Origin of the sequence: Pseudomonas sp. ENNP23 (assembly GCF_001728945.1) — a bacterium.
GTDB classification, from domain to species: domain Bacteria; phylum Pseudomonadota; class Gammaproteobacteria; order Pseudomonadales; family Pseudomonadaceae; genus Metapseudomonas; species Metapseudomonas otitidis.
Window position 1 is genome coordinate 106,331 of record NZ_LYSP01000005.1, and the last position, 26,868, is coordinate 133,198.

The following is a 26,868-nucleotide window of genomic DNA, read 5'->3' on the forward strand; positions in this document are numbered from 1 at the left end:
CCTCAATGGAGAACCGCTGAAATGGACTTCAAACCCTTCACCGGCCTGCTGCTCCTGGGCCTGACCAGCGGCCTCGCCGCCCAGGAGCGCCAGGTGCTGGACACCCTGCCCCTGGACTCGGCGACGGCCTACGAGCTGTCACTGCCCGCCTGCACCACCGCGCCCTGCCCGTTCGAGCTGCGCCTGTTGCAAGACGGCCGCCGACACGGCACCACGTTGGCGCTGCCCTGGGCAGCGACAGCGGCACCAGCCAGCCTGGCAGCGCCCGACCCCCTGTACGGCGCCGGCACGCCCCTGGGGGCTGACGCGGCACCCAGGGTGTGGATAACCGGCGAGGAAGAGGGGCAGGTCAGCGCGGCCGCTCGCCTGCTGCGGCTGGCGGATGGCACACCCGCGTTGCTGGTCAGCCAGATGGGTGGCTTCGAGCACCCCAAGCGCCATCACGCCCTGTACCTCGCCACGCCCCAGGGCCCACACCTGGCCTGGTCCCACGACGAAGCCCCGGGGCCGAACCAGAGCTGGGTGCTGGCACCCACGGGCGACGGCCCGGTGCTGCTGGTGCACGAGCATGCCGCCGCGATCGACACAGCGGACCGCCTGGAGACGCGCCGCCTGACCTGGCACCCGGATCGCACGGCCTTCACCGAGGCGATGGCACCGCCCTCGCCAGCCCTGCGCGCCGTGGTCGCCGAGCGCCACCCCAGCGCCATGGCCGCCCGGGACCAGCAGGAAGGCTGCCTGGCAGCCTACGCAGTCATCGATACCGGCGCGCCGGCAGCGGCCCGCTACGCCTTGGCACAGGTGGCGGAAAGCGACGCCGAAGCCCAGACGGAAACCACCCGCCTGTACGCCTGCGCAGCGACCCTGCGCCCGGAGACCGTGCCGCTGGCACAGCTATCGACCACGCCCGCACCGAAGCCATGAGCCGGCGGGAAGCGGATGGGGCCTGATCCCCCTCCAAGGAGAACCCAATGAACACCACACAATGGCTCGCCCATTGGCGGGACCAACTCCGCGTAAAACAGGCAGCGGGCGAGTACACCGACTGGCTGCGGTACCGGCTGGACGAGGCCGAAACCGTACTGGCCAATGGGACCGTCATCACGGCCCGCGAATTGCCGCTGCAACGCAACGGTTTCATCCGCGAGGGCGTGCTGCGTCGCCAGCTGGAGCGCGAGGATGAAACCGCCCTCGCCTACTGCCTCGTCTGCCTGAACGACCCGGTGGCGAGCCTGCGCGAACTGGCCCGGGCCGAACTGGAGCACCGGCAACCCAACGCCACGGCCGAAAGCCTGCTGGATAACCTCGACCTGCTGCTGGACCTGCAGCGCAAGCAGCGCGCCGACCACAGCGTGGCCCTGGAGCGCATCCGCGCGCGCCTGCGCGAGCCCGCTCTGCGAGGCAGCGTGCGGGCGGCATTGCCAGGCCTGCGCGGCCAGGAAGCCCGCTTCGTCTTCGACGCCCTGGCAAACGAAGAACAGCCGGATGCCGAGCTGATCGACAAGGCCCTGGTGCACTCCGATCCGGCATTGCGTGCCCGGGTCATGGACAGGCTAGGCCGCCTGCCGGCGGAATCCGCCGCACCGCTCTGGCGGCTGGCCCTCTCGGACCGCAACGGCCGCCTGCGCGCCAGGGCGCTGTACGCGCTGATCAAGGCCGAGCCCAATGCACCGGAACTGCACGGCTGGCTGGAAACGGCCCTGCTGGACGTCTCACCATCCGTCCGCGACCTGGCCCGCTGGGCCGCACCGCGCCACGGTGTCGATGCGGCGGCCGTGGTACGCCGGGCGCTGGTGCTGGACCCGGCGGACAGGGGGCGCTGGCACGGCGTGCTCGGCCAGGCCGCCGAGCTGCGTATGGATGAGGCCGTGCCCCTGGCCCGCCAGGCGCTCGCCTCATCCTTGCCGTCGGTCCGCCGCAGAGGCTTGCAGGTGCTGGTGGAGCAGGTTCCGGAGCAGGCCGGCGATGCCTGCCTCGCCTTGCTGGATGACCGCGCGCCGGGCGTGGTCGTCGAAGCGCTGCAGGGCCTGGAGCGCCTTTGCCATCCAGCGTTCGAACCCGCACTCCGGACCGCGATGACACGCCTTGCCGCAACCGACATGGCGGGCGGTCTTCGCCTCAGCCGGATACTCCCCACCCACGCCCAGCTGGAGGCACTGCTGGACGGGCTCTGCGAGGCACCGCAAGCATCACGCGAACCCTGGTTGCAGGCACTCAGCGCCTGGCGCCACAGGCAGAAAAGACTCGTCAACTGGACCAGCACGACCCAGCTCAAGGCCCGGCTGGAAAGCCTGCGTGGCCAGCAGTTGATGCCGGAGGAAGAGCTCTCGGCGCTGATCAGGGCGCTGTGAGCAGGCAAACGACGCACAACTCGCAACCCAGTGCACCATTGGCCTGGCCAGACCGCCGGGCACGAACAACGGATTGGAACACCGAACCATGAACACGGATTTTCTCGAACTCGACGGCGCCATCGGCGGTGGCCAGATCCTGCGCAGCGCGCTGAGCCTGTCGATGATCACCGGCCGCCCGATGCGCATCCGCAACATCCGCAAGCAGCGCGGGCGTCCGGGCCTGTTGCGCCAGCACCTGACGGCGGTCCAGGCCTCTGCACAGATTTGTGGCGCACGCACCCAGGGGGCCGAATTGGGCTCGATGGAGCTGACCTTCATTCCCGGCGCGATTCGCGGGGGCGACTACCGCTTCGCCATCGGCAGTGCGGGCAGTTGCACGCTGGTGCTGCAAACCCTGCTGCCGGCCCTGCTGTTCGCCGACAGCCCGGCTCGCCTGTGGATAAGCGGCGGCACCCACAACCCGCTGGCCCCGCCGGCGGACTTCATCGAGCATGCCTGGCTGCCCCTGCTGCGCCGCATGGGCGCCCAGGTGGAGATGGAGTTGTTACGCCATGGCTTCATGCCCGCCGGCGGTGGTGAGGTGATGCTGCAGGTGCAGCCGGGCGAACTGCGCCCGCTGGCGCTGCCAGCACGCGGCGAGGTACGCGAGCAGGAAGCCACGGCCGTGCTGGCCAACATCCCGCACCACGTCGGGGAGCGCGAGCTGCGCCAGGTGGCGATGCGCCTGGGCTGGCCGGAGGAGGCGCTGAAACGCGCCTACCTCGCACCCGGCATGGGGCCGGGCAATGCCTTGCTGCTGAAGGTGGGCTGCGACGCGGTGACCGAGCTGTTCTGCGCCCTGGGCCAGACGCGCCTGTCGGCCGAACGGGTGGCGGACCTGGCGATCCGGCCGCTGCTGGCCTGGCTCGCCAGCGGGGCGGTCACCTCGGAATACCTGGCCGACCAGCTGCTGCTGCCAATGGCCCTGGCCGGCGGCGGGCAGTTCAGCACCTGCGTGCTGAGCGACCACCTGACCAGCAACATCGAGGTGATCCAGCAATTCCTGCCCGTGCGTTGTCTGATCCAGAGCGAGCGGGAAGACTTCCACAACGTCACGCTCACGGCGTCTTGACGAAAAGACGACATCCCGCTGCCGAGAATGGGCGCGCGGACCCGGTCCGCGCCCCGACCATCCGGCGAAGGCGCCTGCCCTACGGCGCATGGGAGCTCACCATGGCGTGCATGCGCGCCACCCTGCCTGTCCTGCTCTGCGCGGCCCTGCTTCTCGCCGGTTGCGAGACCACCCATGACTACCCGGTTGCCCAGGGTTATCCACCGGCGTTCGCCAGCGGCTACCAGGACGGCTGCAGCAGCGGCCGCCAGACCGCCAGGGCGATAACCGGCGAGTTCCGCAAGGACGTGCCCCGCTACCTGCGCGACCGCACCTATGCCGAGGGCTGGGGCGACGGCTTCGAGCAGTGCAAGGAGCAGATGCGCAGCCAGGAGCTGCGGGAGTTCCGCGAACAGGTGACGCGGGACCGTGATGACGAGTGGAAGCGGGACAAGGACCGCGCGGCCGCTCGCGCCCTGGGTGGGCACAGTGATTGAGTGCGAGGCCTATGTGCGGACTACACGGCCCGTTGTAGCGCACAGGCCCTGCCGCCGGGGCGACATGAAAAGGGCAGCCGATTGGCTGCCCTTGTTCGTCCGGGTGCGGGTGGGTCGTGTCAGACCAGCCCCTGCGCCAGCATGGCGTCGGCCACTTTGACGAAGCCGGCGATGTTGGCGCCCTTCACGTAGTTGATCCGGCCGTTTTCCTCGCCGTAGTAGACGCAGGCATGGTGGATGTTCTGCATGATGCCGTGCAGGCGCTGGTCTACTTCGCCAGCGGTCCAGTGCAGGCGCATGGCGTTCTGGCTCATCTCCAGGCCGCTGGTGGCGACGCCGCCGGCGTTGGAGGCCTTGCCCGGGGCGAAGAGGATGCCGGCCTCGAGGAAGGCATCCACCGCTTCGAGGGTGGAGGGCATGTTGGCACCCTCGGCCACGCAGATGCAGCCATTGGCGAGCAGGGTGCGGGCGTCGTCGGCGTCCAGTTCGTTCTGGGTGGCGCAGGGCAGTGCGATGTCACAAGCCAGCTTCCACGGCCGTTCGCCGGCCAGGAAGCGCAAGCCTGCGCCCTGCAGGGATTCCAGGCGGCCACGGCGCTCGTTCTTCAGCTCCATCATCTCGTCCCACTGCGCGGGGGTCAGGCCGTCTTCGATGAACAGGGTGCCGCCGGAGTCGGACAGGGAAATCACCTTGCCACCCAGCTCCATGACTTTCTGCGCGGCGTACTGCGCCACATTGCCGGACCCGGAGATGGCCACGCGCGCACCGTCGAAACCACGGCCCTGGTCCTTGAGCATTTCCTGGGCGAAGTAGACGCAGCCATAGCCGGTGGCCTCGGGGCGCACCAGGCTGCCGCCGTAGGCCAGGCCCTTGCCGGTGAACACCGAGGTGAATTCGTTGGAGAGGCGCTTGTACTGGCCGAACAGGTAGCCAATCTCGCGGGCACCGACGCCGATGTCGCCGGCGGGTACGTCCAGGTCCGCGCCGATGTGGCGGTACAGCTCGCTCATGAACGACTGGCAGAAGCGCATCACTTCGGCATCGCTCTTGCCCTTGGGATTGAAGTCCGAACCGCCCTTGCCGCCGCCCATGGGCAGGGAGGTGAGGGAGTTCTTGAACACCTGCTCGAAGGCCAGGAACTTGAGCACGCCGAGGTTGACCGAGGGGTGGAAGCGCAGGCCGCCCTTGTAGGGGCCGATGGCGCTGCTCATCTGCACGCGGAAGCCACGGTTGACCTGAGCCTGGCCCTTGTCATCGACCCACGGCACGCGGAACAGGATGGCGCGCTCGGGCTCGACCAGACGCTCCAGCAGGCCGTCGCGCAGGTAGCGGGGGTTGGCTTCAAGGAAGGGCCAGAGGCTGCGCAGGACCTCTTCCACCGCCTGGTGGAATTCGGGCTGGTGGGGGTCGCGTTGCTTGAGCCGTTGCAGGAACAGGTCCAGGGAAGGAGTCATGATGCTCACCAGTATTTTTCTTTTGTGGACAATCGGTAGCGCGAGACTCTAGCAAGCGATCCGGCACATAAACAGGGCAAAATGACGCATTGATGAAATTTTTTGGTGCATTTGCTGTAAATCCCCGCCACCACACACCATAAACCTACGCTCCGAACGCTCTGTTCCGGCAGATACCCGTGCTATCGGATTCTGGCGTTTTTGCACTTTTTTAGAGCGCTGCCAGCACCAGAAAGTTACGTTTTCACGACACAGGTAAACCGGCTCGGCGATCCACTGCCGTCGTGTCGTCATCGGCCGTCATGATTGGATACAACTGATCCGTCCCGACAAACGGAACGGCACCCCGGCGCTCCAGTCATAGCGATGTGCCATATCGGCACCTACTCAGGAGCACCTGTTCATGTCCAGCTTGCCCAAGCGTTCTGTCCGTCCCTTCACCGCTTCCCTGGCCGCCCTGGTCCTGGCGGGTCTTGCCGGGGCGGCTCAGGCGGGCATCGAGGTCGGCAGTTCGTCCAGCAGCTACAGCAACCTGGTTACGGTCGATCGCAATCCGCTCGGTGGCACAACGCTGAAGGAATCCCGCATCAGCATCGACACCCTCGAGAAGATGCAGGAGCAGTTGAAGAGAACCCAGGAAAGCCTGGAGAAGCTGACCCGGCAGGTCAGTGACCAGGCCAGCACCATCAGCACCCTGAACCGCCAGCTGGAGGAGGTGAAGCGCACCACCGGCTCGTCGGACCTGTCCAACGTCCAGCGCGACCTGGACAGCCAGAAGGGGCGGATCGATCAGCTCCAGCGCAGCCTGGAGGACGCCAAGCGTGGCAGTTCGTCGTCCAGCGATATCTCCAGCCTCAAGCGCGAGCTGGAGAACCAGGACAACCGCATCGATCAACTGCAGCGTGGACTGGAGGATGCCAAGCGCAGCAGTTCCTCCTCCAGCGACCTGTCCGGCCTCAAGCGTGAGGTGGACAGCCAGGACAGCCGCATCGATCAGCTGCAACGCAGCCTGGAGGACCTGAGCCGCAAGGTGAAGTAAGCGCCCCCGGAATGAAAAACGGAGCCCGAGGGCTCCGTTTTTCGTGGTGCTGCCGGCTTACTGAGCCAGCTTCTTGTAGCGCACGCGGTGCGGCTGGGCAGCCGCCTCGCCGAGGCGCTTCTTGCGGTCCGCTTCGAACTCGGTGTAGTTGCCTTCGAAGAAGGTCACCTTGCCGTCGTCCTCGTAGGACAGGATGTGGGTGGCGATACGGTCCAGGAACCAGCGATCGTGGGAGATCACGATGGCGGCGCCGGGGAAGTCCAGCAGTGCCTCTTCCAGGGCACGCAGGGTTTCCACGTCGAGGTCGTTGGACGGTTCGTCGAGCAGCAGCACGTTGCCGCCCTGCTTCAGGGTCAGGGCCAGGTGCAGGCGACCACGCTCACCACCGGAGAGGTCCTTGACGAACTTCTGCTGGTCGGCGCCCTTGAAGTTGAAGCGGCCGACGTAGCTGCGGGACGGGACTTCGTAGTTGCCGATCTTGATCTGCTCGAAGCCATCGGAAACCTGCTGCCACACGGTCTTGCTGCCGTCCAGGCTGTCGCGGCTCTGGTCGACGCTGGCGATCTGCACGGTCTCGCCGATCTCGATGCGGCCGGAATCCGGCTGCTCCTTGCCGGTGAGCATGCGGAACAGGGTGGACTTGCCCGCACCGTTGCCGCCGATCACGCCGACGATGGCGCCTTTCGGGATGCTCAGGGACAGGTCGTCGATCAGCACGCGATCGCCGTAGCCCTTGGTGACGTTGTGCAGCTCGATGACCTTGTCGCCCAGGCGCGGACCGGCCGGGATGTAGATCTCGTTGGTCTCGCTGCGCTTCTGGAATTCCTGGGACTGCATTTCCTCGAAGCGCTGCAGACGGGCCTTGGACTTGGCCTGGCGACCCTTGGCGCCCTGGCGCACCCACTCCAGTTCGGCCTTCATGGCCTTGGCGTGGGAGGCTTCCTGCTTGGCTTCCTGGGCCAGGCGGTTGGCCTTGGATTCCAGCCAGCCGGAGTAGTTGCCCTCGAAGGGGATACCGTGGCCACGGTCCAGTTCGAGGATCCAGCCGGCGACATTGTCGAGGAAGTAACGGTCGTGGGTGATGGCCACCACGGTGCCGGGGAAGTCGTGGAGGAAGTGTTCCAGCCAGGCGACGGAGTCGGCGTCCAGGTGGTTGGTGGGTTCGTCGAGCAGCAGCATGTCGGGGGCTGACAGCAGCAGGCGGCACAGCGCCACGCGGCGCTTCTCGCCACCGGACAGGTGCTCGATCTTCGCGTCCCACAGCGGCAAACGCAGGGCGTCGGCGGCGACCTCCAGTTGGCGCTCCAGGTTATGGCCGTCGGCGGCCTGGAGGATGGCCTCCAACTTGGCCTGCTCGGCGGCCAGCGCATCGAAGTCGGCATCCGGCTCGGCATAGGCGGCATAGACTTCGTCCAGGCGCGCCTGGGCCTGCTTGATCTCGCCGACCGCCTCTTCGACGATCTCGCGGACCGTCTTGCTGGCATCGAGCTGCGGTTCCTGGGGCAGGTAGCCGACCTTGATGCCCGGCATCGGGCGGGCCTCGCCGTCGATCTCGGTGTCTACGCCGGCCATGATGCGCAGCAGGGTGGATTTACCTGCGCCGTTCAGGCCGAGCACGCCGATCTTGGCGCCGGGGAAGAAGGACAGCGAGATGTCCTTGAGGATTTCACGCTTCGGGGGCACGACCTTGCTGACCCGATGCATGGTGTAGACGTACTGAGCCAAACTGTTTGACCTCGCTGAACGTGTGGAATCGGGCCAATGGCTTGCGTGGCAAGGCATTGGCCGCAGACGGAATGGATGGGAAAGTGCGTCAGCTTATTAGCTCCCCTGGGGTTGTGCAAACGCCGCGCGCCTCCCTCAACGCCCCCTCCCCCTGTAGCTCAGCATCGTCACTATGTCCAAGGTGATAGCCGAATTCCCGGAACACCACTTCCCCTCCTTACAGAACGCTGGCAAGCGTCCCACAGGCCGCTCTTTCTAACATGCTGCCGGTCTGCCCATGCCCCGGGAGTACACGGCGCAGACATCCACACTTACTTAATCAAGGAACGCAACATGATCAGGAAATTGATGGCCTCCGCCGCCGTTGTCGCACTCTCCACTGCCAGCCTCACCGCCTTCGCTGCAAACGCGGGCCCTGACACCGGGGAAATCCGTTTCAACGGCAAGATCGTCGAGAAGACTTGCACCGTCGCCGTCAACGGCGTGGTGAGCCCTGCCATTGCCAACGTCACGCTGCCTGAGGCCAACGCATCTCTCCTGCAACTTCCGGGCAACACCACCGGCGATACCCCCTTCACCATCAGCGTGAAAGACTGCCTGACCAACTCCGGCCAGGCCCAGGTAGTGTTCTACTCCTCCAACTCGGACGGGAACTACCTGCGCAACATCGCCGCGACCGACCCGGCCGACAACGCGCTTCTGGAACTGACTGACAACAATGGCAACCCCCTCGACCTGATTGGTGGGACTAGCACCGGCCTCACCCTGACCGCCGGCCAGGGCAGTGCCGTCTACAAGGTGCGCTACTACGCCAAGGCTGCTGTAACCCCGGGTGCCGTCGAGTCCACCGCGACCTACGTCATCAGCTACCCGTAACACCCTGGAGGGCAGGTGCAATGCCTGCCTTCCCCCCTTCATTTCCAGTCACAGAGTCACCATGAACCCTATCCGCACCTGGCTGTGCATGCTTGCCATGCTCGCTCCCGCCTTCGCCCAAGGGGGCATCGTCATTACCGGTACCCGGGTGATCTACCCCGGCGAAGAACGGGAGATCACCGTTCAAATGACCAATAACGGGGAACTGCCAGCACTGGCGCAAGCCTGGATCGACCAGAGCCCGAACATCGAAAGCGTAGCAACGGCCCGTAGCCCCTTCCTGCTGACCCCCCCGGTGTCCCGGGTCAATCCGGGTAAAGGCCAGAGCCTGCGCATCCGCCTGCTTGAACAGGGCCTGCCGCAGGACCGCGAATCGCTGTTCTGGCTTAACGTGCTCGAACTGCCCCCCAAACCGGCAGCCGGAAGCGCCAGCAACAAGCTGCAGGTGGCCTTTTCCAGCCGACTCAAACTGTTCTACCGCCCCAAGGGGCTGGGCAGCCTGGAATCCGGCATAGGTACCCTGCAGTGGATGGTTCGGGATGGCGAGCTGGTCTGCAGCAACCCGGGTCCGTTCCATATCACCTTTGTCGGCATTCGCCTCGACGGTCAGAACATTCCGCTGGACAACGGCTCCGCCATGGTCGCCCCCAAGGAAACCCTGCGGCTGCCGCTCAAGGGGCTACACCAAGCCTCCGGTAAAGCGCCCGTCGAATTCCGGATCATCAACGACTTCGGTGCCAGCGCTGATCATGACGCCCTCCTGACCCCCTGACCCCCTGACCCTCGATGCACCCCATTTTGCAGCGGCATTGCCGCTGCCTGCTGCTCGTGCTGTTGGCACTTGGAGGGTGTCTGGTTCTGGATAGGTATTGCCTTGCCGACGACCCCATCGTCTTCGACGACGCCTTCCTGCCCCCTGAAGCGCGAGACTTCGACCTCAGCCAGTTCGAGGACGAGTACCCGGTGGTGCCGGGCCGCTACCCGGTGGATATCCGCGTGAACGAACGGATCGCCCTGCGCCGCGAGATCGAGGTCGTTACCGACGACCGAGGCCCTTTTCCCTGCCTGCAGCCGGACATGCTCGTCCTCATTGGCGTCGATGCAGCACGCCTGCACACGATCGCCCCTGCGACCTGCGGGCGCCTGGAAGACCAAGTGGACGCCGGGCAAGCCCGCTTCGACATGGCGGAACTGGTGCTGAACCTGCAAATCCCCCAGTTCGCCTTGCGTCGCAATGCTAATGACTATGTGGACCGCAGCCTGTGGGACGAAGGCGTAACGGCCCTCGCGCTCGGCTACAACCTCAATGCCAGTCGCCAGGAACAGGAGAGCGGCACCACCGACAACCTCTTCCTCAGCCTGGATGGCGGGCTCAACCTGGGCCGCTGGCGACTCCGCCACCAGGGCAGCCAGGCCTGGCAGAGCGGCGTCCCATCCACCTACCACAACGCAGCCACCTACCTGCAGCGTGATCTGGACGACTGGAGCAGCCAGTTGGAAATCGGCGAGGTCAACAGCAGCGGGCAACTGCTCCCGAGCGTGCCCCTGAGCGGCGTTCGCCTCTATAGCGACGCCCGCATGCTGCCTTACTCCCAGCGCAACTTCGCACCGGTCTTCCGAGGGGTCGCCCGAACCCAGGCACGTGTCCAGGTCTGGCAGGGCGACACCCTGCTGAAGGAGATCAACGTCGCCCCCGGGCCTTTCGAACTGGATGACCTCGTCCCCCCCGGACGAGGGGGGGACCTCGAAGTACGGGTCCTGGAAGCCGATGGCAGCGAGCAGCGCATCTCGCTGCCCTACAGCCCGGCAGTGGAACTGCTGCGGCCGGGCCAGGTGCGCTTCAGCCTGGCGGCCGGACGCCTGCGCGCCCCGTCGCTCAAGCGCCAGCCCATGATGCTGGATGGTCTGTTCAGACGTGGCCTGGACAACCGCACCACTGCCTACCTCGGAGGCCAGGCCAGCCCCGGCTACACCGCCCTGATGATTGGCACAGCGCTCAATACCAGACTGGGCGCCCTCGCGGCCGACCTCACCCGCAGCCAGGCGCGGATTCACGGCCAGCGCGAGCAGGGCAGCAGCCTAGGCCTGGCCTATGCACGCAGCTGGCCCGCGGACGGGCCAAGCCTCGCCATGGAGGTGCGCCATGCCCCATCACCGGGTTACCAGTCCCTCAACCGCGCAGCACACCGCCAGGATTCGCCGCGCCCCGTGCAAGCCGACGCGACGATGGCCGGACTGCGCGACCGAGCAAGCGCGAACCTTACGCTCAATGTCGGCGCGGCCGGGCAGCTCAACACCAGCGTGATACTCCAGCGTGACTGGGGGAACCCGCGTTGGGCGCGGCAGTACCAGATTGGCTACGCCCATCGCTTTGATCGAGTCAGCCTGGGCCTGGACCTCACCCGCGTCCGGGACGCCCGGGGACAACCCGACGGCCAGGCGCGACTGACGCTCAGCATTCCACTGGACGCACGCTTTGGCGGTATCGAAAGCCTGTCCAGCACCTTCTCCCGCCAACACGACGGTTCCTATGACGAACGCTTGGCCTTGCGAGGCCGTGCAGGCAGCGCGCGCCAGCTCTCGTACTCGCTCTCCCGGGCCCGAAGCAGCGAGAGCTCCAGCTCCACCAGCCTCGGCGGTACCTACCAGTCGTCACGCGCACTGGTGAGCGGTGCCATGACCCAGGGCAACGGCTACCGGAACACCACGCTCGGTCTCAACGGCAGCCTGGTCGCCCACCCGGAGGGCGTCACCCTGACCCCCATGCAGGGCGATACATTCGCCGTGCTGGTCGCACCGGGCGGCGCGGGGGCCCGGGTTGCCAGGCAGCCCGGCCTGGTGCTCGACAGTCAAGGTCACGCGGTCGTGGCCGGGCTCCAGCCCTATCAGATGAACGAATTGATCCTCGACCCGGCCGGCTCTGCCGACACCGTCGAGTTCGACGAGACCGAGCAGCGCGCAGCCCCCCGCAGCGGCGCCGTGCTGATGGTGAAGTACCCCACGCGTTCCGGCAGCGTCCTGCTGGCCCGTGGCGTTTTGCCGGACAACACCCCACTTCCTTTCAGCGCAAGCCTGCAGGACGACCAGGGCCGTGCACTGGGCGTGGTCGGCCAGGGTGGCCTCATCTACCTGCGCCTGGAGAACCAACCCGAAACACTCATGGCCACCTGGGGCAAAGCTACCGAACAGCAGTGCCGCTTCCAGGTTCCCCATCCGCTGCCCGATGCCAATGAGCCGCCCCGTGACCTCATCTGCCACCCCTGATCAGGAGCCGACCATGCCGACCCTGCACTTCATACGCCTGGCCGCCTGGCTGCCCCCTCTTTTCACCAGTCTGCTAGCGCTCCACGCCCAGGCTGATTGCCAGGCGATGACGGCGAGCAGTCGCCAGGTTCCGTTCGGAGCACCCGCCATCAGCCTGCCGGCCTCCGCCCCCATCGGCAGCGTGCTGTATGAACAGTGGCTGCCGGCCCCCCAGGTCACCAGCGGCGACGATGCCGATCAGCCCCTGTCACTCGAACTCATCCCTCGCCCGGCACAGTCCCTCTGGCAAGACGCCCAGTCAGCCGAGGCGCCGGTCTACCAGACCGGCCTGCCAGGCGTCGGCGTGCGCTACAGCGCACCAGGCGGCGCCGCCCTGTCGACTGCCCAGGGTGCGGCCGTGGTGCTGCAACTGGTGAAGACCGAACCCACCCTGCAACCCGGCGCACTGGCGGGTGACCAATTGCCTGCACTGTCACTCCACTGCGGCACTGGCGAAATAGGGCGAACCGAGCTGAGCGGCAGCCTCAACCTGGTCAGCAGCACCTGCATGGCCACCGATGTCGACGTCGTCCTCGGCACCTTCTCCGCGGCATTGCTGGCCCAGCCGGGCGATGCCACACCCTGGGTCGACTTCGCCGTGCGACTGGTCAACTGCCCACCGTTCCACGGAACCCGCCGGCTCTTCGACGGACAGGCCGGCTGGCAGCAGAACGACATCGGCATCGCCCTGCGCCCCAGCGACGGCGCCGTGGACGCCGCCCGTGGTCTGATGCGCCTGAGCCCTGGCCCCGACAGCGCCCAGGGCGTGGCCATCGAGGTGCACCAGCGCTTCGAGGGGCAAACGGGGCCGGCCCCCCTGGATAACCGCGTGGTACGGGGCGTGCTGGCACTGACCGACTCCCCAGGGCAGTCGTACGCCTTTCCCTACAGCGCGCGTTATCTAAGGCTGAACGAACCGTTCAACGCTGGTATCGCCAACGGCGCGTTAGTGTTCACACTCATTTACTACTGACCCTCCCGATGACTGACACCACAGAGGGGCGGGTGATCTCCGCCAGCCTGCTGCTGGGCTGCCGCCACCTGCTCCCCCCCCTCGCCAAGGCCTTGGGCCACGGTCCAGACGCCCTGCTGCCGGGCACGTCCTGGCCCCTGGACGACTTTCTCAACCTCCTGGAGCACGCCGACGAGGGCCCCCTCCCCCATATCGGCCTGTACCAGGGCACCCGGCTGGACCTGGGCGCGCTCGGTCTCTACGGCCAGGCCGTGCAGAGCGCCTGCACCTTCGGCGAAGCACTGAGGTGCGCCCAGCGCCACCTGACCTGGCTGGTGACCCCCGCCCGGCTGGAGTTGAGACTCGGCGCCCATGGCCTGCAAGTGGAATTCCGCCTGCTGCCCGGGGCCCCTCCCCACACCCGGCAGTTCGACGAACTCATCCTGGCCCTGCTGGCCAATGCCCTGGCCCCGCTGACCGAACCATCCACCCAGGCCTTGCGGCTCGAGCTGGCCCACCCCGCGCCGAACGACGAACGGTTCCACCGGCAGGCCTTCGCCTGCCCCATTGCCTTCGAACGCCTGCACAACCGCCTGCACTTCCCCCGTGCCGCCCTCGAGCGGCCATTACGCACAGCCCAACCCGCCCTGCACAGGCACCTGCTGGCCTACCTTGATCAACCGCCGCACCCTGCCTCGCTCCCCCTCGATATCCCCCAGGACGAAGACGAGCGTTGGGAGTGGGTCAAGTACCAACTGCGCACACGAGGCCACAGCCTGGCGGAGGTGGCCCGCCAACTCGGTGTCTCCAGTGCGGCGGTTAAGAATGCCAAACGCCTGCCCTATCCCCGGGTCGAGCGCGCCATCGCCGCGCTCCTGGAGCTGGCGCCAGCGCAGATATGGCCGGAACGCCGACACCCCACCCCGGGAACAACCGTCACCTCCACAGCCTCCCCCCCCAAGCAACGGTAGCGAGCGCCGAAGAAGGCTGATCGGGGTCCCTGCTCGCGCACCGGCTGCGGGCGTTTTCCTGCTGCGGCGCGCCGGTGATTCCGGCCCGCCGGACGCTCGTCGGCTGTGCTGGCACTTTGCCGCAACCCCAGGCATGCTAGCCGGCTTTCCCCAGACAACCCCGACCAGCCCGTTCGGCCTTCGCGCCGATGGATCAGGATTGCGCCGTGCCCGACACCTCGCCCGCCCTCACCCACCGCGCGCCCGGAGAGCCCCAGGGCCCCGCTCTGCAGCGCTCGGTCAAGGGCCTGCTCGTGGTACTGGTGATGGTCATGATCGGGCTGCTGTTCTGGCAACTGCTGCAGGAGTACCACCACCTGCAGACCGACCAGCGCCAGCATGACCGCACCCTCACCGAGCAGCTCGCATGGCAACTGGCGGGCACCATGGAGCAGGAAGCCGAGGCCGGCCTTGCCCTGCTGCAGTACAGCGGCCGCGAGATCAGCGAGCCAGCCCTGCTCGACAGCCTCCATGTGCTCTACCCGCAGATGCACAGCATCGTCCGGGTCTCGCCCCGGGGCGGCGTGCTCGACGACAGTGCCCCCGGCAGCAACGACAGCCTCTACATTGCCGCCCTGGCCCATCGCAGCGCCGGCCAGCCCTACCATTTCGCCTTCACCCCCGAGGCCGGCGGCCTGGTCTACCTGTTGCTCCACGACGGCCAGGGGCGTAGCTGGGCACTGCGCCTCGACGCCTCCGTACTGCAAGACTGGCTGCGGGAGCGCGGCCTGAGCTGCGGCTGGCTGCTGGAGGACCGCCTCAACCAGCGCGTGCTGATTCACGGCGGCACCGAAGCGGACCCGAGCAAAGCCACCGGCGTGCCCCTGACCGCCGAAGAGCAGGCCCAGACCCTTGCCCAACTGCCCCTGGCCAACAGCGACTGGCAACTGCGCGCCCTGTACGACGAGCGCCAGGCCCGAGCGACCAGGCTGCCCGGCCTGATCGGCAAGCTCGCCCTGTTCTCCGTCTGCGCCGCCATGGCCCTGCTGGCGCTGTTCGTCCTGCAGCGCGAGCAGCGCAGCCTGCAAGCCCTTAACGACGCCTCGCGGCGCTCCCTGCGCCAGGCGGCCAGCGCCCTCGGGGCGATCGAAGAGCGCGTGGTGGTGACCTGGACCGACGGCCTGGTCTGCTACCTCAACGCCCAGGCCGAAGCCATGTTCGGCCTCAGCAGCGAGGACGCCCAGCAGGTCCACCTGCTGGCCCTGCTGCCCAACCTAGACCCGTTGTTGCTGCACACCGTCCAGTACAGCCAGGACCTCGGCCCCGACCTGGTGCAGGTCAGCGTCGGCACCGTACAACGCCTGTTCACCGTGACCCGCAGCGACCTCAACGACGGCGCCAAGCTCATCGGCTACGTCTGGGTCCTGCGTGACGTCACCGAGGAACAGCAGGCCCTGCGGGTGCTGCAGGAGACCCGCCGGCGCTACCAGGAAATCTTCGAAGGCACCGGCGTCGCCCTCTGCGTGCTCGACCTCGCCAGCCTGCGCGAGCACCTGCTGCACAACGGCATCCGCGACGCCCAGGCCCTGGAACAGTGGCTACAGGACCACCCCGAGCGGCATCTGTCACTGCAACAGCGCCTGCGGGTCACCGAGGTCAACCAGTTCGCCCTGCGCCTGCTGGGCGTGCGCAACGCCGACCAGGCGTGGCAACTGATCATCGGCGACCGCCCGCTGCGCCCCGGCGGCATGCGCATGCAGCTCATCGCCGCCGTGCTCGGCACCCAGCAGCAGTTGGAGCTGGAAGCCCACATCGTCACGCCCCAGGGCGTGGAACGGCACCTCTGGGTGGTACTGCGCATGCCCGAGATGATCCAGGACCTGCACGCCGTCACCCTCAGCATGAGCGACATCACCAGCCGCAAACGCATGGAGCTGTCGCTGATCGAGCGCGAGCGCTTCTGGTCCGACGTGGTGCTGGCGGTGCCCGACACCCTCTACGTTCACGACATCGGAGCGCGCCGGGTGATGCTCAGCAACAACCGCCTCGGCCAGCAGCTCGGCTATAGCCCGCGCGAGCTGCGCGAGATGGGCGAGCACTTCTGGGAGCAGATCCTCCACCCGGACGACCAGGAACAGTACGCCCGCATGCGCAGCCTGCAGCAGGTGGTCAGCGACGGGCAGTTGCTGCAATGCCTGCTGCGCTGGCGTCACCGCGACGGCAGCTGGCACTGGTTCGACATCCGCGAGCAGGCCCTGACCCGCGACGATCAGGGCCGGGTCAGCCGACTGATCGGCGTGGCCAAGGACATCACCGAGCAGATCGAGGCCAGCGAACAGATGCGCGACAGCGAGCGGCGCTACCGCTTGCTGGCCGAGAGCATCAGCGACGTCATCTTCACCAGCGACCGCGAGCTGAAGCTCAACTACGTCAGCCCCTCGGTGCAACCGGTACTGGGCCTGAGCCCGGAATGGGTGATCGACCATGGTTTCAACGGCACCGTGGCCAACCCGCGTCAGTTGGCCTCGCTGTTCATCCTGCTGGACAAGGTCGACCACGCCCTGGGCGATCCCCAGCGCCTGGCGGAACTGCGCAGCCAGTTGCCACCACAACTGCTCCTGTTCGACTGCCTGCGCGCCGATGGCCGCAAGATCCCGGTGGAGCTGCGCATCATGCTCATGTGGGACGAGCACGGCCGCTTCGAAGGCATGCTCGGTGTCGGCCGCGACATCAGCCAGCAGCGCCGTGCCGAGAAGGACCTGCGCATGGCCGCCACGGTGTTCGAGCACTCCACCTCGGCCATCCTGGTCACCGACCCGGCCGGCTACATCGTCCAGGTCAACGAAGCCTTCACCCGCATCACCGGCTACCAGTCCGCCGAAATGCTCGACCAGTTGCCCTCGCTGCTCACCGCCGACCGCCAGCAGGCCACCCAGCTCGACTACATCCTGCGCCAGCTCAACCAGCACGGCAGTTGGGAGGGCGAGATCTGGCTCAAGCGCCGCGTCGGCGACCACTACCCTGCCTGGGTCGGTATCACCGCCGTACACGACGAGGAAGGCGACCTGGTCAGCTACGTGTGCTTCTTCAGCGACATCAGCGAGCGCAAGGCCAGCGAGCAGCGCATCCACCGCCTCGCTTACTACGACGCACTCACCCAGCTGCCCAACCGCACCCTGTTCCAGGAGCGCCTGTACACCGCCCTCCAGCACGCCGAGCGCCGCGAGGAATGGGTAGTGCTGATGTTCCTTGACCTCGACCGTTTCAAGCCGATCAACGACTCCCTCGGCCACGCCGCCGGCGACCGCATGCTCAAGGACGTCGCCGTGCGCCTGGCCGGCTGCGTCAGCGAGGACGACACCGTCGCCCGCATGGGCGGCGACGAGTTCACCCTGCTGCTGTCGCCCTGCGCCGGGCGCGAGACCGCGCTGAACCGCGCCATCACCGTAGCCGAGCAGATCCTCTCGCGCCTGGCCCGACCCTTCGTGCTGGAAGGCCGCGAATTCTTCGTCACCGCCAGCATCGGCATCGCCCTCGGCCCGCAGGACGGCCACGAGCCGAGCCAGTTGATGAAGAACGCCGACACCGCCATGTACCACGCCAAGGAACGCGGCAAGAACAACTTCCAGTTCTACCAGGCCGAGATGAACGCCCGCGCCCTGGAGCGCCTGGAGCTGGAGAGCGACCTGCGCCACGCCCTGGAACAGCACGAGTTCGTCCTCTACTACCAGCCGCAGTTCTCCGGCGACGGCAAGCGCCTGACCGGCGTCGAGGCCCTGCTGCGCTGGCGCCACCCCGAGCGCGGCCTGGTCCCGCCCGGCGAGTTCATCCCGGTGCTGGAAGAACTGGGCCTGGTGGTGGAGGTCGGCGACTGGGTCCTGCGCGAGGCCTGCCGCCAACTGCGCGTGTGGCACCAACGCAGGATGCGCCTGCCCAAGGTCTCGGTGAACATCTCCGCCCGTCAGTTCGCCGACGGGCAACTGGTCGAGCGCATCTCCGGCATCCTTGCCGAGAGCGGCCTGCCGCCCGCCTGCCTGGAGCTGGAGCTGACCGAGAGCATCCTCATGCGCGACGTGGCCGAGGCCATGGAAATCCTCGCCAACCTCAAGCGCCTCGGCCTGTGCATCGCCGTGGACGACTTCGGCACCGGCTACTCCTCGCTCAACTACCTCAAGCGCTTCCCCATCGACGTGCTGAAGATCGACCGCAGCTTCGTCGACGGCCTTCCCGACGGCGAGCGCGACGCGCAGATCGCCCGCGCCATCATCGCCATGTCCCACAGCCTCAACCTGGCGGTGATCGCCGAAGGGGTCGAGACCCACGCCCAGCTCGACTTCCTCCGCGAGCACGGCTGCGACGAAGTGCAGGGCTTCCTCTTCGGCCGCCCGATGCCCGCCGACCAGTTGGAAGCCCAGTTCGGCGGCGCCGCGCTGTTCATGCTCAGCTAAGCCCCGCAGGAAAAGCTCGCCGAGCCGCGCGGCGCAGAAGAGGAATCCGCGTGAGCGCCACTTGTCTGTCGCATGACCGACCTTCATGTGTCAGCCAGCGACCTATGGGTTAGAATGCGCGCCTTTCCACGTACCGATCCCTGAGAGGACCGCCATGTTCAGCCGTGATTTGACCCTCGCCCGCTACGATGCCGAACTCTTCGCCGCGATGGAGCAGGAAGCCCAGCGCCAGGAAGAGCACATCGAACTCATCGCCTCGGAGAACTACACCAGCCCGGCGGTGATGGAAGCCCAGGGTAGCGTGCTGACCAACAAGTACGCCGAGGGTTACCCGGGCAAGCGCTACTACGGCGGCTGCGAGTACGTCGACGTGGTCGAGCAGCTTGCGATTGATCGCGCCAAGGAGCTGTTCGGCGCCGATTACGCCAACGTCCAGCCCCACGCCGGTTCCCAGGCCAACGCAGCGGTCTACCTGGCCCTGCTGTCGGCCGGCGACACCATCCTCGGCATGAGCCTGGCCCACGGCGGCCACCTGACCCACGGCGCCTCCGTATCCTCCTCCGGCAAGCTGTACAACGCCGTGCAGTACGGCATCACCGACGCCGGCCTGATCGACTACGACGAAGTCGAGCGCCTGGCCGTCGAGCACAAGCCGAAGATGATCGTCGCCGGCTTCTCCGCCTACTCCCAGGTACTGGACTTCGCCCGCTTCCGCGCCATCGCCGACAAGGTCGGTGCCTACCTGTTCGTCGACATGGCCCACGTGGCCGGCCTGGTCGCCGCCTGTGTGTACCCGAACCCGGTGCCGTTTGCCGACGTGGTCACCACCACCACCCACAAGACCCTGCGCGGCCCGCGCGGCGGCCTGATCCTCGCTCGCAAGAACGAAGAGATCGAGAAGAAGCTGAACTCCGCCGTGTTCCCCGGCGCCCAGGGTGGCCCGCTGGAACACGTGATCGCCGCCAAGGCCGTGTGCTTCAAGGAAGCCCTGCAGCCCGAGTTCAAGGCCTATCAGCAGCAGGTTCTGAAGAACGCCCAGACCATGGCTAGCGTGTTCATCGAACGCGGCTTCGACGTGGTCTCCGGTGGCACCCAGAACCACCTGTTCCTGCTGTCGCTGATCAAGCAGGACATCACCGGTAAGGATGCCGACGCCGCCCTGGGTCGCGCCTTCATCACCGTGAACAAGAACAGCGTGCCGAACGACCCGCGCTCCCCCTTCGTCACCTCCGGCCTGCGCATCGGCACCCCCGCCGTGACCACCCGTGGTTTCAAGGAGGCCGAGTGCCGCGAACTGGCCGGCTGGATCTGCGACATTCTGGAGAACATGGGCGACGAGTCCGTGGTCGACCGCGTGCGCGAGCAGGTCAAGGCCATCTGCGCCAAGTTCCCGGTTTACGGCAACTGAGTGCCTGAGCGGTGAATGAAAGAGCCCGGCACCTGCCGGGCTTTTTCATTCTGGCAGGCAGCCACCTAGATCATTAAACTGCCCCGCAGCAAGAAGGAGATGGCTCAATGGACCGCACAACACTCACTCAAGAAATCCTGAATAAGCTGGACGAACACACCGAAGCTATTCGTCAGCAGTGGAATAATCCCGTTGGCACACGTACACGGCACTTTGTCATTGATGAGTTGTTACCTGCAGAGGTGACTAACGCCATTTATGCTGCCTTCCCCAAGGACGCAGAAGGTTTTTATAACCGCGAATCCTTTCGGGAGAAAAAGAAAACCTCGGCCAGCCTCGATCAATACGACCCCCTGTTATCCGAAATCACGTATGCGTTCCAGAGCCCAGAAATAGTAGGGAAAATTGCAGAAATCGTAGGTTTTCATGACTTGGAACCAGACCCGTCTCTCTACGCTGGCGGGCTTTCGATGATGTTCGAGGGCGATTTCCTGAACCCACACCTCGACAATAGCCACGATGCAAAACGTAACCGTTACCGCCGTTTGAACCTTTTGTTTTACGTATCCCCTGATTGGGAAGAAAAAAACGGCGGTAACTTCGAGCTTTGGGATGATGACCGCAAGAACGCGAAAGTAATCGTCAGCCGGTTCAACCGATTGGTTGTGATGGAAACCAACAAGCACTCTTGGCACTCGGTCAACGCTGTTAAGGCCAACCGCCCTCGCTGCTGCGTTTCTAACTATTTCTTTTCTGTAAATTCGCCCGACAACAGCGACTATTTCCATGTGACCTCGTTCTCAGGGCGTCCAGAGGAACTCGGCAAGCGTGCGTTGGGGGCTGTCGACAACGCACTACGCAATACCGTCTCAAAAATCTTGAAGACGGGCCGTGGTAAAGGACTGGTCAACAAGTCCGATGACTGATCCGAACACATCCAACTAACCGTGCGTTGATGCGGCTATGCGCATCAACGCCTCACCTCTCACGCCGCCCCAAACCCGTCCTCCGATCTCATCACCTCCCTGCAAGTCAGAATCAATCCTCGAATACGGTTCTAACGTTATGGGGCCAGCACCTATACCATCCTACGAACCACACATTCGCAGGATGGCGTTGAATGCAGTAATCCCTATCGACACGTAGCCCGGGCCGTCCCCTCAAAAACCGAACGTCGCCGACATCAACCTGGTACGCGGGGTGGAGAGGGCGAGGCCGGTGGCGGTGCCGTCGGGGACGTTGGCGGAGGTCCAGTCGGCCTTGTCCATGATGTTCTCCACGCTGGTGCGCAGGGTGACGTCAGTCTCGCCGACGCTGAAGGCGTAGCGCGCGCCCAGGTCGTAGCGCTGCCGGGCATCGGCTTTCTGGGGGTTGGCCTGGTCGAGGTACTAGGCGCCTGTGTGGATGGCCCGTGCATTCAGGGTCAGCCCCTGGACCTGGGGCAGCTCCCATTCGAACCCCAGGTTGGCATTGAGGATCGGCACCCCGACCGCGCGGTTGCCGTTGTTGGTGCCATTGGCGGTGTGGGTCAGTTCGGCGTCCAGCAGCATGGCGCCACCGAGGATGCACACACCCTCCAGCGGTTCGCCGTCGGGGTGCAGGAGGCCGTTCTCGGTGTAGTAGGCCGGCTTCTCGATGCGGAAGACGCTGAGAGCGCTGGTTAGGTTGCCCATGTCGTACTTGATGCCGGCCTCCACCTGCTTGCTGCGGTAGGGGGCGAACACCTGGCCGGCGTTGTTGGCGGTCTCCGGCGCGGTCTGGCCCTGGGTCAGGCCTTCCATGTAGTTGGCGTAAAGCGACAGGGACTCGGTGGTGTGCCAGACCACGCCCAAGGCCGGCGAGGTGGCGAGTTTGTCGTAGCGCTGGTCCTCGCCGAAGCGCCGGCCGATGTCCACGTGACCGCCCAGTTGCCCGGTGGAGGCCTGCATGGCGGTGAACTCGGTGACCGGGTCGGCCCCGGAGCGCTTGGGCTCGATGTTGATCGAGCCGCCGACGCTGCCGTTGGGCTCCAGCCTGCCGAGCAGTGCGCCCGGCCCCTTGAGCACGTCCACCCGCTCGACCATCTCCATGTCGATGGAGTAGGTGGGCAGGCCGCCGAAGGCGACATCGCTGTTGTAGAGGCTGCAACCACGGATGGAGAACTGCTCGAAGCGCCCCGCCGAGGTGTTGGTGCTGCGCACCAAGGGGTCGCTGGCAACCAGGTCGGCCAGGGTCGGCAAGGTGCGTTGCTGGTGGGCCGCCAGCACGCGGACGAAGGTGCCCTGGGTCAGGTCGGCGGCATCCCAGGCGTTGTCCAGGCGGTGCCGCAGCCAGCCTCCGAGCCAGTTGCTGGCGCTCAGGGTAGAGCGAACCGGGGGGTGTCGCCGGGTGCCGCTGCGGCATCGGTCATGGGGAGCACGCCGAAAGAGGAAAAGAATCAATGCGAGTGATTCCATTGACGCTCAAGCGGCACTCCAATCACCGATGACGCTCAGCGGGCCGCGGCTTCGAATCCGGCGCGGATCTCGTCTTCCGGGAGGTTGTCGCCAATGAAGACCATCACGCTTTCACGCGGCTCGTCCGCCTCCCATTCGCGGTCCCAGTCGAAGCCGTACAGGCGCAGTACGCCCTGGAACACCAGGCGACGGGCTTCGCCGGCCACCGCGAGCACGCCCTTGTAGCGCAGCAGGGCGTTGCCGTGGCGCTCCAGCAGGCCTTCCATGAAGGCGCTGAGGCGCTCCATGTCCAGCGGCTTGTCGCTCTTGAGTACCAGGGTGCCGATGCGGTCCGGGGTGGCGTCCAGGCGCACGGGGCGTAAGGTCAGCACGGGGCCGATGTCGGCGTTGAGGTTGAAGCCGCGCACGTCCAGCAGCTCGGCCAGGTCGATGCGGCCGTGATCGACGACACGCACCGGCGCCCGGCGGTTGATCCGCGAGAGGCGCTGGGTGAGGGCCTCGAAGTGCGCCTCGTCCACCAGGTCGCGCTTGCTCACCAGAATGCGGTCGGCGAACCCCACCTGGGCCTGGGCGATGGGCTCGGCCAGGTGGCGCTCGGCATTGACGGCGTCCACCAGGGTGATGATGCCGTCCAGCACGTAGCGCTCGCAGAGGGCTTCATCGGCGAAGAAGGTCTGCGCCACGGGCGCCGGGTCGGCCAGGCCGGTGCACTCGATCACCAGGCGGTCGAAGGTCAGTTCGCCGGCATCCAGGCGCTCCAGCAGGAGGAACAGTGCCTTTTCCAGCTCGACGTGGATGGAGCAGCAGACGCAGCCGTTGGCCAGGGTCATGACCTGCACGGGCTCGTCGCCCAGCAGTTGGCCATCGATGGGCGTCTCGCTGAATTCGTTCTCGATCACCGCGATCTTCAGGCCGTGCTCGGCCTTGAGGATGTGCTTCAGGAGCGTGGTCTTGCCGGCACCGAGAAAGCCGGTGAGCACGGTGACGGGGATGGGTGTTGGGTACATCGTGATCTCCAAAAACACGCGCCACGGCTAAGCGTGGCGCGGTTGTACCTCGATCTGCCTCGCCAAGCGCAGCAGCCTGGCGGGGCAGGTTTCAGCAGCAGCGGATGGGCCGCCCTTTGCCGCCTCCATAACGCGCTTCCTGGCGCTCCCGGAAGAACGCCTCGTAGCTCATCACCGGCTGGTCCGGGTGCTTGTTGCGCATGTGCTCGACGTAGGTGTCGTAGTCGGGCATGCCCACCAGCATCCGGGCGGCCTGCCCGAGGTACTTACCCATGCGGCTCAGGTCATTGAACATGCGCGTTCACTCCTCAGGCGTCCGGGATCGGCTGGAACGGCGTTTCCTTGTCGCTGCGCTCGGGCTTGCTCCAGGCGGCACGGCCGACCTTGAAGGCGTAGAACAGCACGCTGAGCACCACGAACAGGAACAGCACGGTCAGGGTGGCGTTGGTGTAGGCGTTGAAGATGACGTGCTGCATCTGCGCCATGTCCTTGGCCGGTGCCAGCACCTGGCCAGCGTCGGCTGCGTCGCTGTACTTCTTGGCCAGGGCCAGGAAGCCCACGGCGGGGTTCGGGTCCAGCAGCTTTATCAGGCCGGCGGTGGTGGTGCAGATCAGCAGCCAGGTGGCCGGGATCAGCGTCACCCACACGTAGCGCTGGCGCTTCATCTTGATCAGCACCACGCAACCCAGCATCAGGGCGATGCCGGCGAGCATCTGGTTGGAGATGCCGAACAGCGGCCACAGGGTGTTGATGCCGCCCAGCGGGTCGATCACACCCTGGTACAGCAGCCAGCCCCAAAGGGCCACGCAACCGGCGGTGGCGAGCACGTTGGCGAACCAGGAGTCGGTCTTCTTCAGCGCCGGGACGAAGTTGCCCAGCAGGTCCTGCAGCATGAAGCGCCCGGCACGGGTGCCGGCGTCCACGGCGGTGAGGATGAACAGCGCTTCGAAGAGGATCGCGAAGTGGTACCAGAACGCCATGGTGTTCTCGCCCGGCAGCACCTGGTGGAGGATCTGCGCGATGCCGACGGCCAGGGTCGGCGCACCACCGGCACGGGCCAGGATGGTGTGCTCGCCGATGTCACGGGCGGTGGCTTCCAACTGCTCGGGGGTGATGGTGAAGCCCCAACTGCTGACGGTGGCTGCCACGGCGGCGACGTCGGTGCCGACCACGGCCGGCGGGCTGTTCATGGCGAAGTACACGCCCGGCTCGATCACCGAGGCGGCGACCATGGCCATGATGGCGACGAAGGACTCCATCAGCATGCCGCCGTATCCGATGTAGCGGGCATGGGTCTCGCTGGCCAGCAGCTTGGGCGTGGTGCCGGAGCTGATCAGGGCGTGGAAGCCGGACACCGCACCACAGGCGATGGTGATGAACAGGAAGGGGAACAGATTGCCTTTCCACACCGGGCCGGTGCCGTCGATGAACTGGGTCAGGGCCGGCATCTTCAGCATCGGCATGGTCACCAGGATGCCGATGGCCAGGGCGATGATGGTGCCGATCTTGAGGAAGGTGGACAGGTAGTCACGCGGAGCGAGGATCAGCCACACCGGCAGCACGGCGGCGACGAAGCCATAACCGATCAGCATCCAGGTGATCTGCACGCCGGTGAAGGTGAACGCCGGCCCCCAGACCGGGTCCGCGGCGACCTGGCCGCCCAGCCAGATTGAAGCCAGCAGCAACACCACGCCGATCAGCGAGATCTCACCGATGCGGCCCGGGCGGATGTAGCGCATGTACACGCCCATGAACACCGCGATGGGGATGGTCGCCATCACCGTGAACATGCCCCAGGGGCTCTCGGCCAGGGCCTTCACCACGATCAGCGAGAGCACCGCGAGGATGATGATCATGATCAGGAAGGCGCCGAACAGCGCGATGGTGCCGGGCACCTGGCCCATCTCCTCGCGCACCAGCTCGCCCAGGGAGCGGCCGTTGCGGCGGGTGGAGATGAACAGAACCATGAAGTCCTGCACCGCTCCGGCCAGCACCACGCCGGCGATCAGCCAGAGCGTGCCGGGCAGGTAGCCCATCTGCGCGGCGAGCACCGGGCCCACCAGGGGGCCGGCGCCGGCGATGGCGGCAAAGTGGTGGCCGAAAAGGATGTGCTTGTTGGTCGGGACGTAGTCCAGGCCGTCGTTGTTGATCAGCGCCGGAGTGGCGCGGGTCGGATCGAGCTGCATCACCTTGCTGGCGATGAACAGGCTGTAGTAGCGGTACGCGATCAGGTAGAGCGCCACGGCTGCCACCACGATCCACAAGGCGTTAATGGCCTCGCCGCGGCGCAGCGCGACCACGCCCAAGGCACTGGCGCCGATAACGGCCAGCACTGCCCAGGGCAGGTGGCGCGCGACGCTGTTGTTATTGTTCATAGGAGACTCCCAATGGATGGACAGACAAGCTGCCGCGCAAGCTTAGCCCCGTCTCCCTGATTTGAGGTCTAGACATTGGTCTAGAGCCTTCCGACAACCTCGCCGGAATTCGCCTTCGGTGTATTTCCATCCTTATGCAGAAAATCGCAGGAAGGGTCTGAGGATGCCCCCAGCCGAGACAGCCGAACGGCGGCGAGCTGAAGCCCCCAGGGTGAAAACACCAAACACCCAGGCATGAAAAAGCCGGGCATCGCCCGGCTTCTTCGTCGCACCTGCCGATCAGGCCGGTTGCTTGGCGTAGCGCGCCAGCTGCTGGTCGCGGCTCATCACGTCGAGGGTATTGGCCAGCACCTGCTCGCCGGTCACGTCGGGGGCGGAGAAGATCCGCGCGAAGTTCTCCTGGGTGATCTTGGCGAAGTGGGCACGGTCGGCCTTCTCCACGCCCAGCAGGGTGGCGTAGGCATCCAGCGCCTCGCCCTGGCCCTGGGCCATGTCCTCGGCGATGTTGTCGAGCATGCCGTTCATGGCCAGCATCGAGCGGCCGCCGTAGCCCAGCTTGACGCTGGTGTCGCACCCGTTGGTCCCGGAGGTCATGCCGAAGGTAGCGTTGCCCGAGGTGCCGTTGGTGGTGGTGGCGAGGAAGTGGGGGGCCATGCCGCGTTGCCCTTCGAAAAGCATGTTGCCCCAGCCGCATCCGTTGCCGCCGGCAGCATCGGCATGCGCCGCCACGCTGCCAACACAGAGCAATCCCGCAATCAGACCTTTGACCAGCAGTCGGTTGTCCATTAGCTGCACTCCACAGGGTAATCAGAAGGTGAATAGCTCATGCAGCTTTGGTGACAGAAAAGCGGCTGTCAAACCGAACGGCCGACCATCCGGCGGGCGGTTGCAGGGGATGTGAACAGGTTGGCGGACGCCCCTTGCCGGCGCCGGGGATTGGGAGTCTAATCCGCCG

General features: G+C 66.1%; 20 protein-coding genes. 13 read left to right on the plus strand and 7 right to left on the minus strand.

The annotated features are described in order from the left end of the window. Nucleotides 1-21 precede the first annotated feature (21 nt). From A9G05_RS04775 to A9G05_RS04790, 4 genes are all read left to right on the plus strand, one after another. The gene (locus A9G05_RS04775; protein ID WP_069559877.1) at nt 22-924 is read left to right on the plus strand and encodes a hypothetical protein; all 903 of its coding nucleotides are present in this window, start codon (nt 22-24) and stop codon (nt 922-924) included. 47 nt (nt 925-971) lie between these two features. After that, on the plus strand, nt 972-2,351 hold the full coding sequence (locus A9G05_RS04780) for a HEAT repeat domain-containing protein (RefSeq protein ID WP_069559878.1): 1,380 nt from the start codon (nt 972-974) through the stop codon (nt 2,349-2,351). An 88-nt stretch (nt 2,352-2,439) separates the two neighbouring features. Then, entirely contained in the window at nt 2,440-3,465 is a 1,026-nt protein-coding gene (rtcA, locus tag A9G05_RS04785; protein WP_069559879.1) for an RNA 3'-terminal phosphate cyclase, read from the plus strand. A 101-nt stretch (nt 3,466-3,566) separates the two neighbouring features. After that, nucleotides 3,567-3,941, plus strand: a complete 375-nt coding sequence (locus A9G05_RS04790; protein WP_069559880.1) for a hypothetical protein — start codon at nt 3,567-3,569, stop codon at nt 3,939-3,941. A gap of 119 nt (nt 3,942-4,060) precedes the next feature. Here A9G05_RS04790 and gdhA read toward each other — a convergent pair whose 3' ends face one another. After that, on the minus strand, nt 4,061-5,395 hold the full coding sequence (gene gdhA, locus A9G05_RS04795) for an NADP-specific glutamate dehydrogenase (RefSeq protein ID WP_069559920.1): 1,335 nt from the start codon (nt 5,393-5,395) through the stop codon (nt 4,061-4,063). A 403-nt stretch (nt 5,396-5,798) separates the two neighbouring features. On the opposite strand from gdhA, the gene A9G05_RS04800 reads away from it, so the two are divergent. Then, the gene (locus A9G05_RS04800) at nt 5,799-6,434 is read left to right on the plus strand and encodes a hypothetical protein (protein ID WP_069559881.1); all 636 of its coding nucleotides are present in this window, start codon (nt 5,799-5,801) and stop codon (nt 6,432-6,434) included. A 57-nt stretch (nt 6,435-6,491) separates the two neighbouring features. On the opposite strand, the gene ettA is transcribed toward A9G05_RS04800, so the two are convergent. Further along, entirely contained in the window at nt 6,492-8,159 is a 1,668-nt protein-coding gene (gene ettA / locus A9G05_RS04805) for an energy-dependent translational throttle protein EttA (protein WP_069559882.1), read from the minus strand. 333 nt (nt 8,160-8,492) lie between these two features. Here ettA and A9G05_RS27590 point away from each other — a divergent pair, with 333 nt between their 5' ends. The 8 genes from A9G05_RS27590 to A9G05_RS04845 all read left to right on the plus strand — a co-directional run bounded on the left by A9G05_RS27590 (nt 8,493) and on the right by A9G05_RS04845 (nt 21,022). Continuing rightward, complete coding sequence (locus A9G05_RS27590; protein ID WP_069559883.1) at nt 8,493-9,035, plus strand: fimbrial protein; 543 nt, start codon at nt 8,493-8,495, stop codon at nt 9,033-9,035. Nucleotides 9,036-9,123: 88 nt separating this feature from the next. After that, nucleotides 9,124-9,807 carry a molecular chaperone gene (locus A9G05_RS04815; protein WP_240919486.1) on the plus strand — a complete coding sequence of 228 codons (684 nt, stop codon included), beginning with the start codon at nt 9,124-9,126 and terminating at the stop codon, nt 9,805-9,807. A gap of 14 nt (nt 9,808-9,821) precedes the next feature. After that, on the plus strand, nt 9,822-12,299 hold the full coding sequence (locus A9G05_RS04820) for a fimbria/pilus outer membrane usher protein (RefSeq protein WP_069559885.1): 2,478 nt from the start codon (nt 9,822-9,824) through the stop codon (nt 12,297-12,299). 13 nt (nt 12,300-12,312) lie between these two features. Beyond that, complete coding sequence (locus tag A9G05_RS04825; RefSeq protein WP_069559886.1) at nt 12,313-13,311, plus strand: fimbrial protein; 999 nt, start codon at nt 12,313-12,315, stop codon at nt 13,309-13,311. Nucleotides 13,312-13,319: 8 nt separating this feature from the next. Further along, nucleotides 13,320-14,261, plus strand: coding sequence for an AraC family transcriptional regulator ligand-binding domain-containing protein (locus tag A9G05_RS26400; protein ID WP_083272497.1), 942 nt, complete (start codon nt 13,320-13,322; stop codon nt 14,259-14,261). 188 nt (nt 14,262-14,449) lie between these two features. Beyond that, nucleotides 14,450-18,688, plus strand: a complete 4,239-nt coding sequence (locus A9G05_RS04835; RefSeq protein WP_139131075.1) for an EAL domain-containing protein — start codon at nt 14,450-14,452, stop codon at nt 18,686-18,688. Nucleotides 18,689-18,842: 154 nt separating this feature from the next. After that, complete coding sequence (gene glyA / locus A9G05_RS04840; RefSeq protein WP_069559887.1) at nt 18,843-20,096, plus strand: serine hydroxymethyltransferase; 1,254 nt, start codon at nt 18,843-18,845, stop codon at nt 20,094-20,096. Between the two features lie 107 nt (nt 20,097-20,203). Beyond that, nucleotides 20,204-21,022, plus strand: coding sequence for a 2OG-Fe(II) oxygenase (locus tag A9G05_RS04845; protein WP_069559888.1), 819 nt, complete (start codon nt 20,204-20,206; stop codon nt 21,020-21,022). Nucleotides 21,023-21,484: 462 nt separating this feature from the next. On the opposite strand, the gene A9G05_RS04850 is transcribed toward A9G05_RS04845, so the two are convergent. The 5 genes from A9G05_RS04850 to A9G05_RS04870 all read right to left on the minus strand — a co-directional run bounded on the left by A9G05_RS04850 (nt 21,485) and on the right by A9G05_RS04870 (nt 26,699). Beyond that, nucleotides 21,485-22,531 carry a TonB-dependent receptor domain-containing protein gene (locus tag A9G05_RS04850; RefSeq protein WP_256548268.1) on the minus strand — a complete coding sequence of 349 codons (1,047 nt, stop codon included), beginning with the start codon at nt 22,529-22,531 and terminating at the stop codon, nt 21,485-21,487. 35 nt (nt 22,532-22,566) lie between these two features. Next, complete coding sequence (gene yjiA, locus A9G05_RS04855; protein WP_069559890.1) at nt 22,567-23,538, minus strand: GTPase; 972 nt, start codon at nt 23,536-23,538, stop codon at nt 22,567-22,569. 91 nt (nt 23,539-23,629) lie between these two features. Continuing rightward, nucleotides 23,630-23,833 (minus strand): YbdD/YjiX family protein, encoded by a 204-nt coding sequence (locus A9G05_RS04860; RefSeq protein ID WP_044410488.1) that lies wholly within the window; start codon nt 23,831-23,833, stop codon nt 23,630-23,632. 13 nt (nt 23,834-23,846) lie between these two features. Continuing rightward, nucleotides 23,847-25,913 carry a carbon starvation CstA family protein gene (locus tag A9G05_RS04865; protein WP_069559891.1) on the minus strand — a complete coding sequence of 689 codons (2,067 nt, stop codon included), beginning with the start codon at nt 25,911-25,913 and terminating at the stop codon, nt 23,847-23,849. Nucleotides 25,914-26,192: 279 nt separating this feature from the next. Next, nucleotides 26,193-26,699 carry a DUF3015 domain-containing protein gene (locus A9G05_RS04870; protein ID WP_069559892.1) on the minus strand — a complete coding sequence of 169 codons (507 nt, stop codon included), beginning with the start codon at nt 26,697-26,699 and terminating at the stop codon, nt 26,193-26,195. Nucleotides 26,700-26,868 lie beyond the last annotated feature (169 nt).

What these genes read in the sequence shown, in the direction of transcription:
- A9G05_RS04775 (WP_069559877.1), top strand. Translation starts at nt 22, where the DNA reads ATGGACTTCAAACCCTTCACCGGCCTGCTGCTCCTGGGCCTGACCAGC.
- A9G05_RS04780 (WP_069559878.1), top strand. Translation starts at nt 972, where the DNA reads ATGAACACCACACAATGGCTCGCCCATTGGCGGGACCAACTCCGCGTA.
- rtcA (WP_069559879.1), top strand. Translation starts at nt 2,440, where the DNA reads ATGAACACGGATTTTCTCGAACTCGACGGCGCCATCGGCGGTGGCCAG.
- A9G05_RS04790 (WP_069559880.1), top strand. Translation starts at nt 3,567, where the DNA reads ATGGCGTGCATGCGCGCCACCCTGCCTGTCCTGCTCTGCGCGGCCCTG.
- gdhA (WP_069559920.1), bottom strand. Translation starts at nt 5,395, where the DNA reads ATGACTCCTTCCCTGGACCTGTTCCTGCAACGGCTCAAGCAACGCGAC.
- A9G05_RS04800 (WP_069559881.1), top strand. Translation starts at nt 5,799, where the DNA reads ATGTCCAGCTTGCCCAAGCGTTCTGTCCGTCCCTTCACCGCTTCCCTG.
- A9G05_RS27590 (WP_069559883.1), top strand. Translation starts at nt 8,493, where the DNA reads ATGATCAGGAAATTGATGGCCTCCGCCGCCGTTGTCGCACTCTCCACT.
- A9G05_RS04815 (WP_240919486.1), top strand. Translation starts at nt 9,124, where the DNA reads ATGCTTGCCATGCTCGCTCCCGCCTTCGCCCAAGGGGGCATCGTCATT.
- A9G05_RS04820 (WP_069559885.1), top strand. Translation starts at nt 9,822, where the DNA reads ATGCACCCCATTTTGCAGCGGCATTGCCGCTGCCTGCTGCTCGTGCTG.
- A9G05_RS04825 (WP_069559886.1), top strand. Translation starts at nt 12,313, where the DNA reads ATGCCGACCCTGCACTTCATACGCCTGGCCGCCTGGCTGCCCCCTCTT.
- A9G05_RS26400 (WP_083272497.1), top strand. Translation starts at nt 13,320, where the DNA reads ATGACTGACACCACAGAGGGGCGGGTGATCTCCGCCAGCCTGCTGCTG.
- A9G05_RS04835 (WP_139131075.1), top strand. Translation starts at nt 14,450, where the DNA reads ATGGATCAGGATTGCGCCGTGCCCGACACCTCGCCCGCCCTCACCCAC.
- glyA (WP_069559887.1), top strand. Translation starts at nt 18,843, where the DNA reads ATGTTCAGCCGTGATTTGACCCTCGCCCGCTACGATGCCGAACTCTTC.
- A9G05_RS04845 (WP_069559888.1), top strand. Translation starts at nt 20,204, where the DNA reads ATGGACCGCACAACACTCACTCAAGAAATCCTGAATAAGCTGGACGAA.
- A9G05_RS04850 (WP_256548268.1), bottom strand. Translation starts at nt 22,531, where the DNA reads ATGGAATCACTCGCATTGATTCTTTTCCTCTTTCGGCGTGCTCCCCAT.
- yjiA (WP_069559890.1), bottom strand. Translation starts at nt 23,538, where the DNA reads ATGTACCCAACACCCATCCCCGTCACCGTGCTCACCGGCTTTCTCGGT.
- A9G05_RS04860 (WP_044410488.1), bottom strand. Translation starts at nt 23,833, where the DNA reads ATGTTCAATGACCTGAGCCGCATGGGTAAGTACCTCGGGCAGGCCGCC.
- A9G05_RS04865 (WP_069559891.1), bottom strand. Translation starts at nt 25,913, where the DNA reads ATGAACAATAACAACAGCGTCGCGCGCCACCTGCCCTGGGCAGTGCTG.
- A9G05_RS04870 (WP_069559892.1), bottom strand. Translation starts at nt 26,699, where the DNA reads ATGGACAACCGACTGCTGGTCAAAGGTCTGATTGCGGGATTGCTCTGT.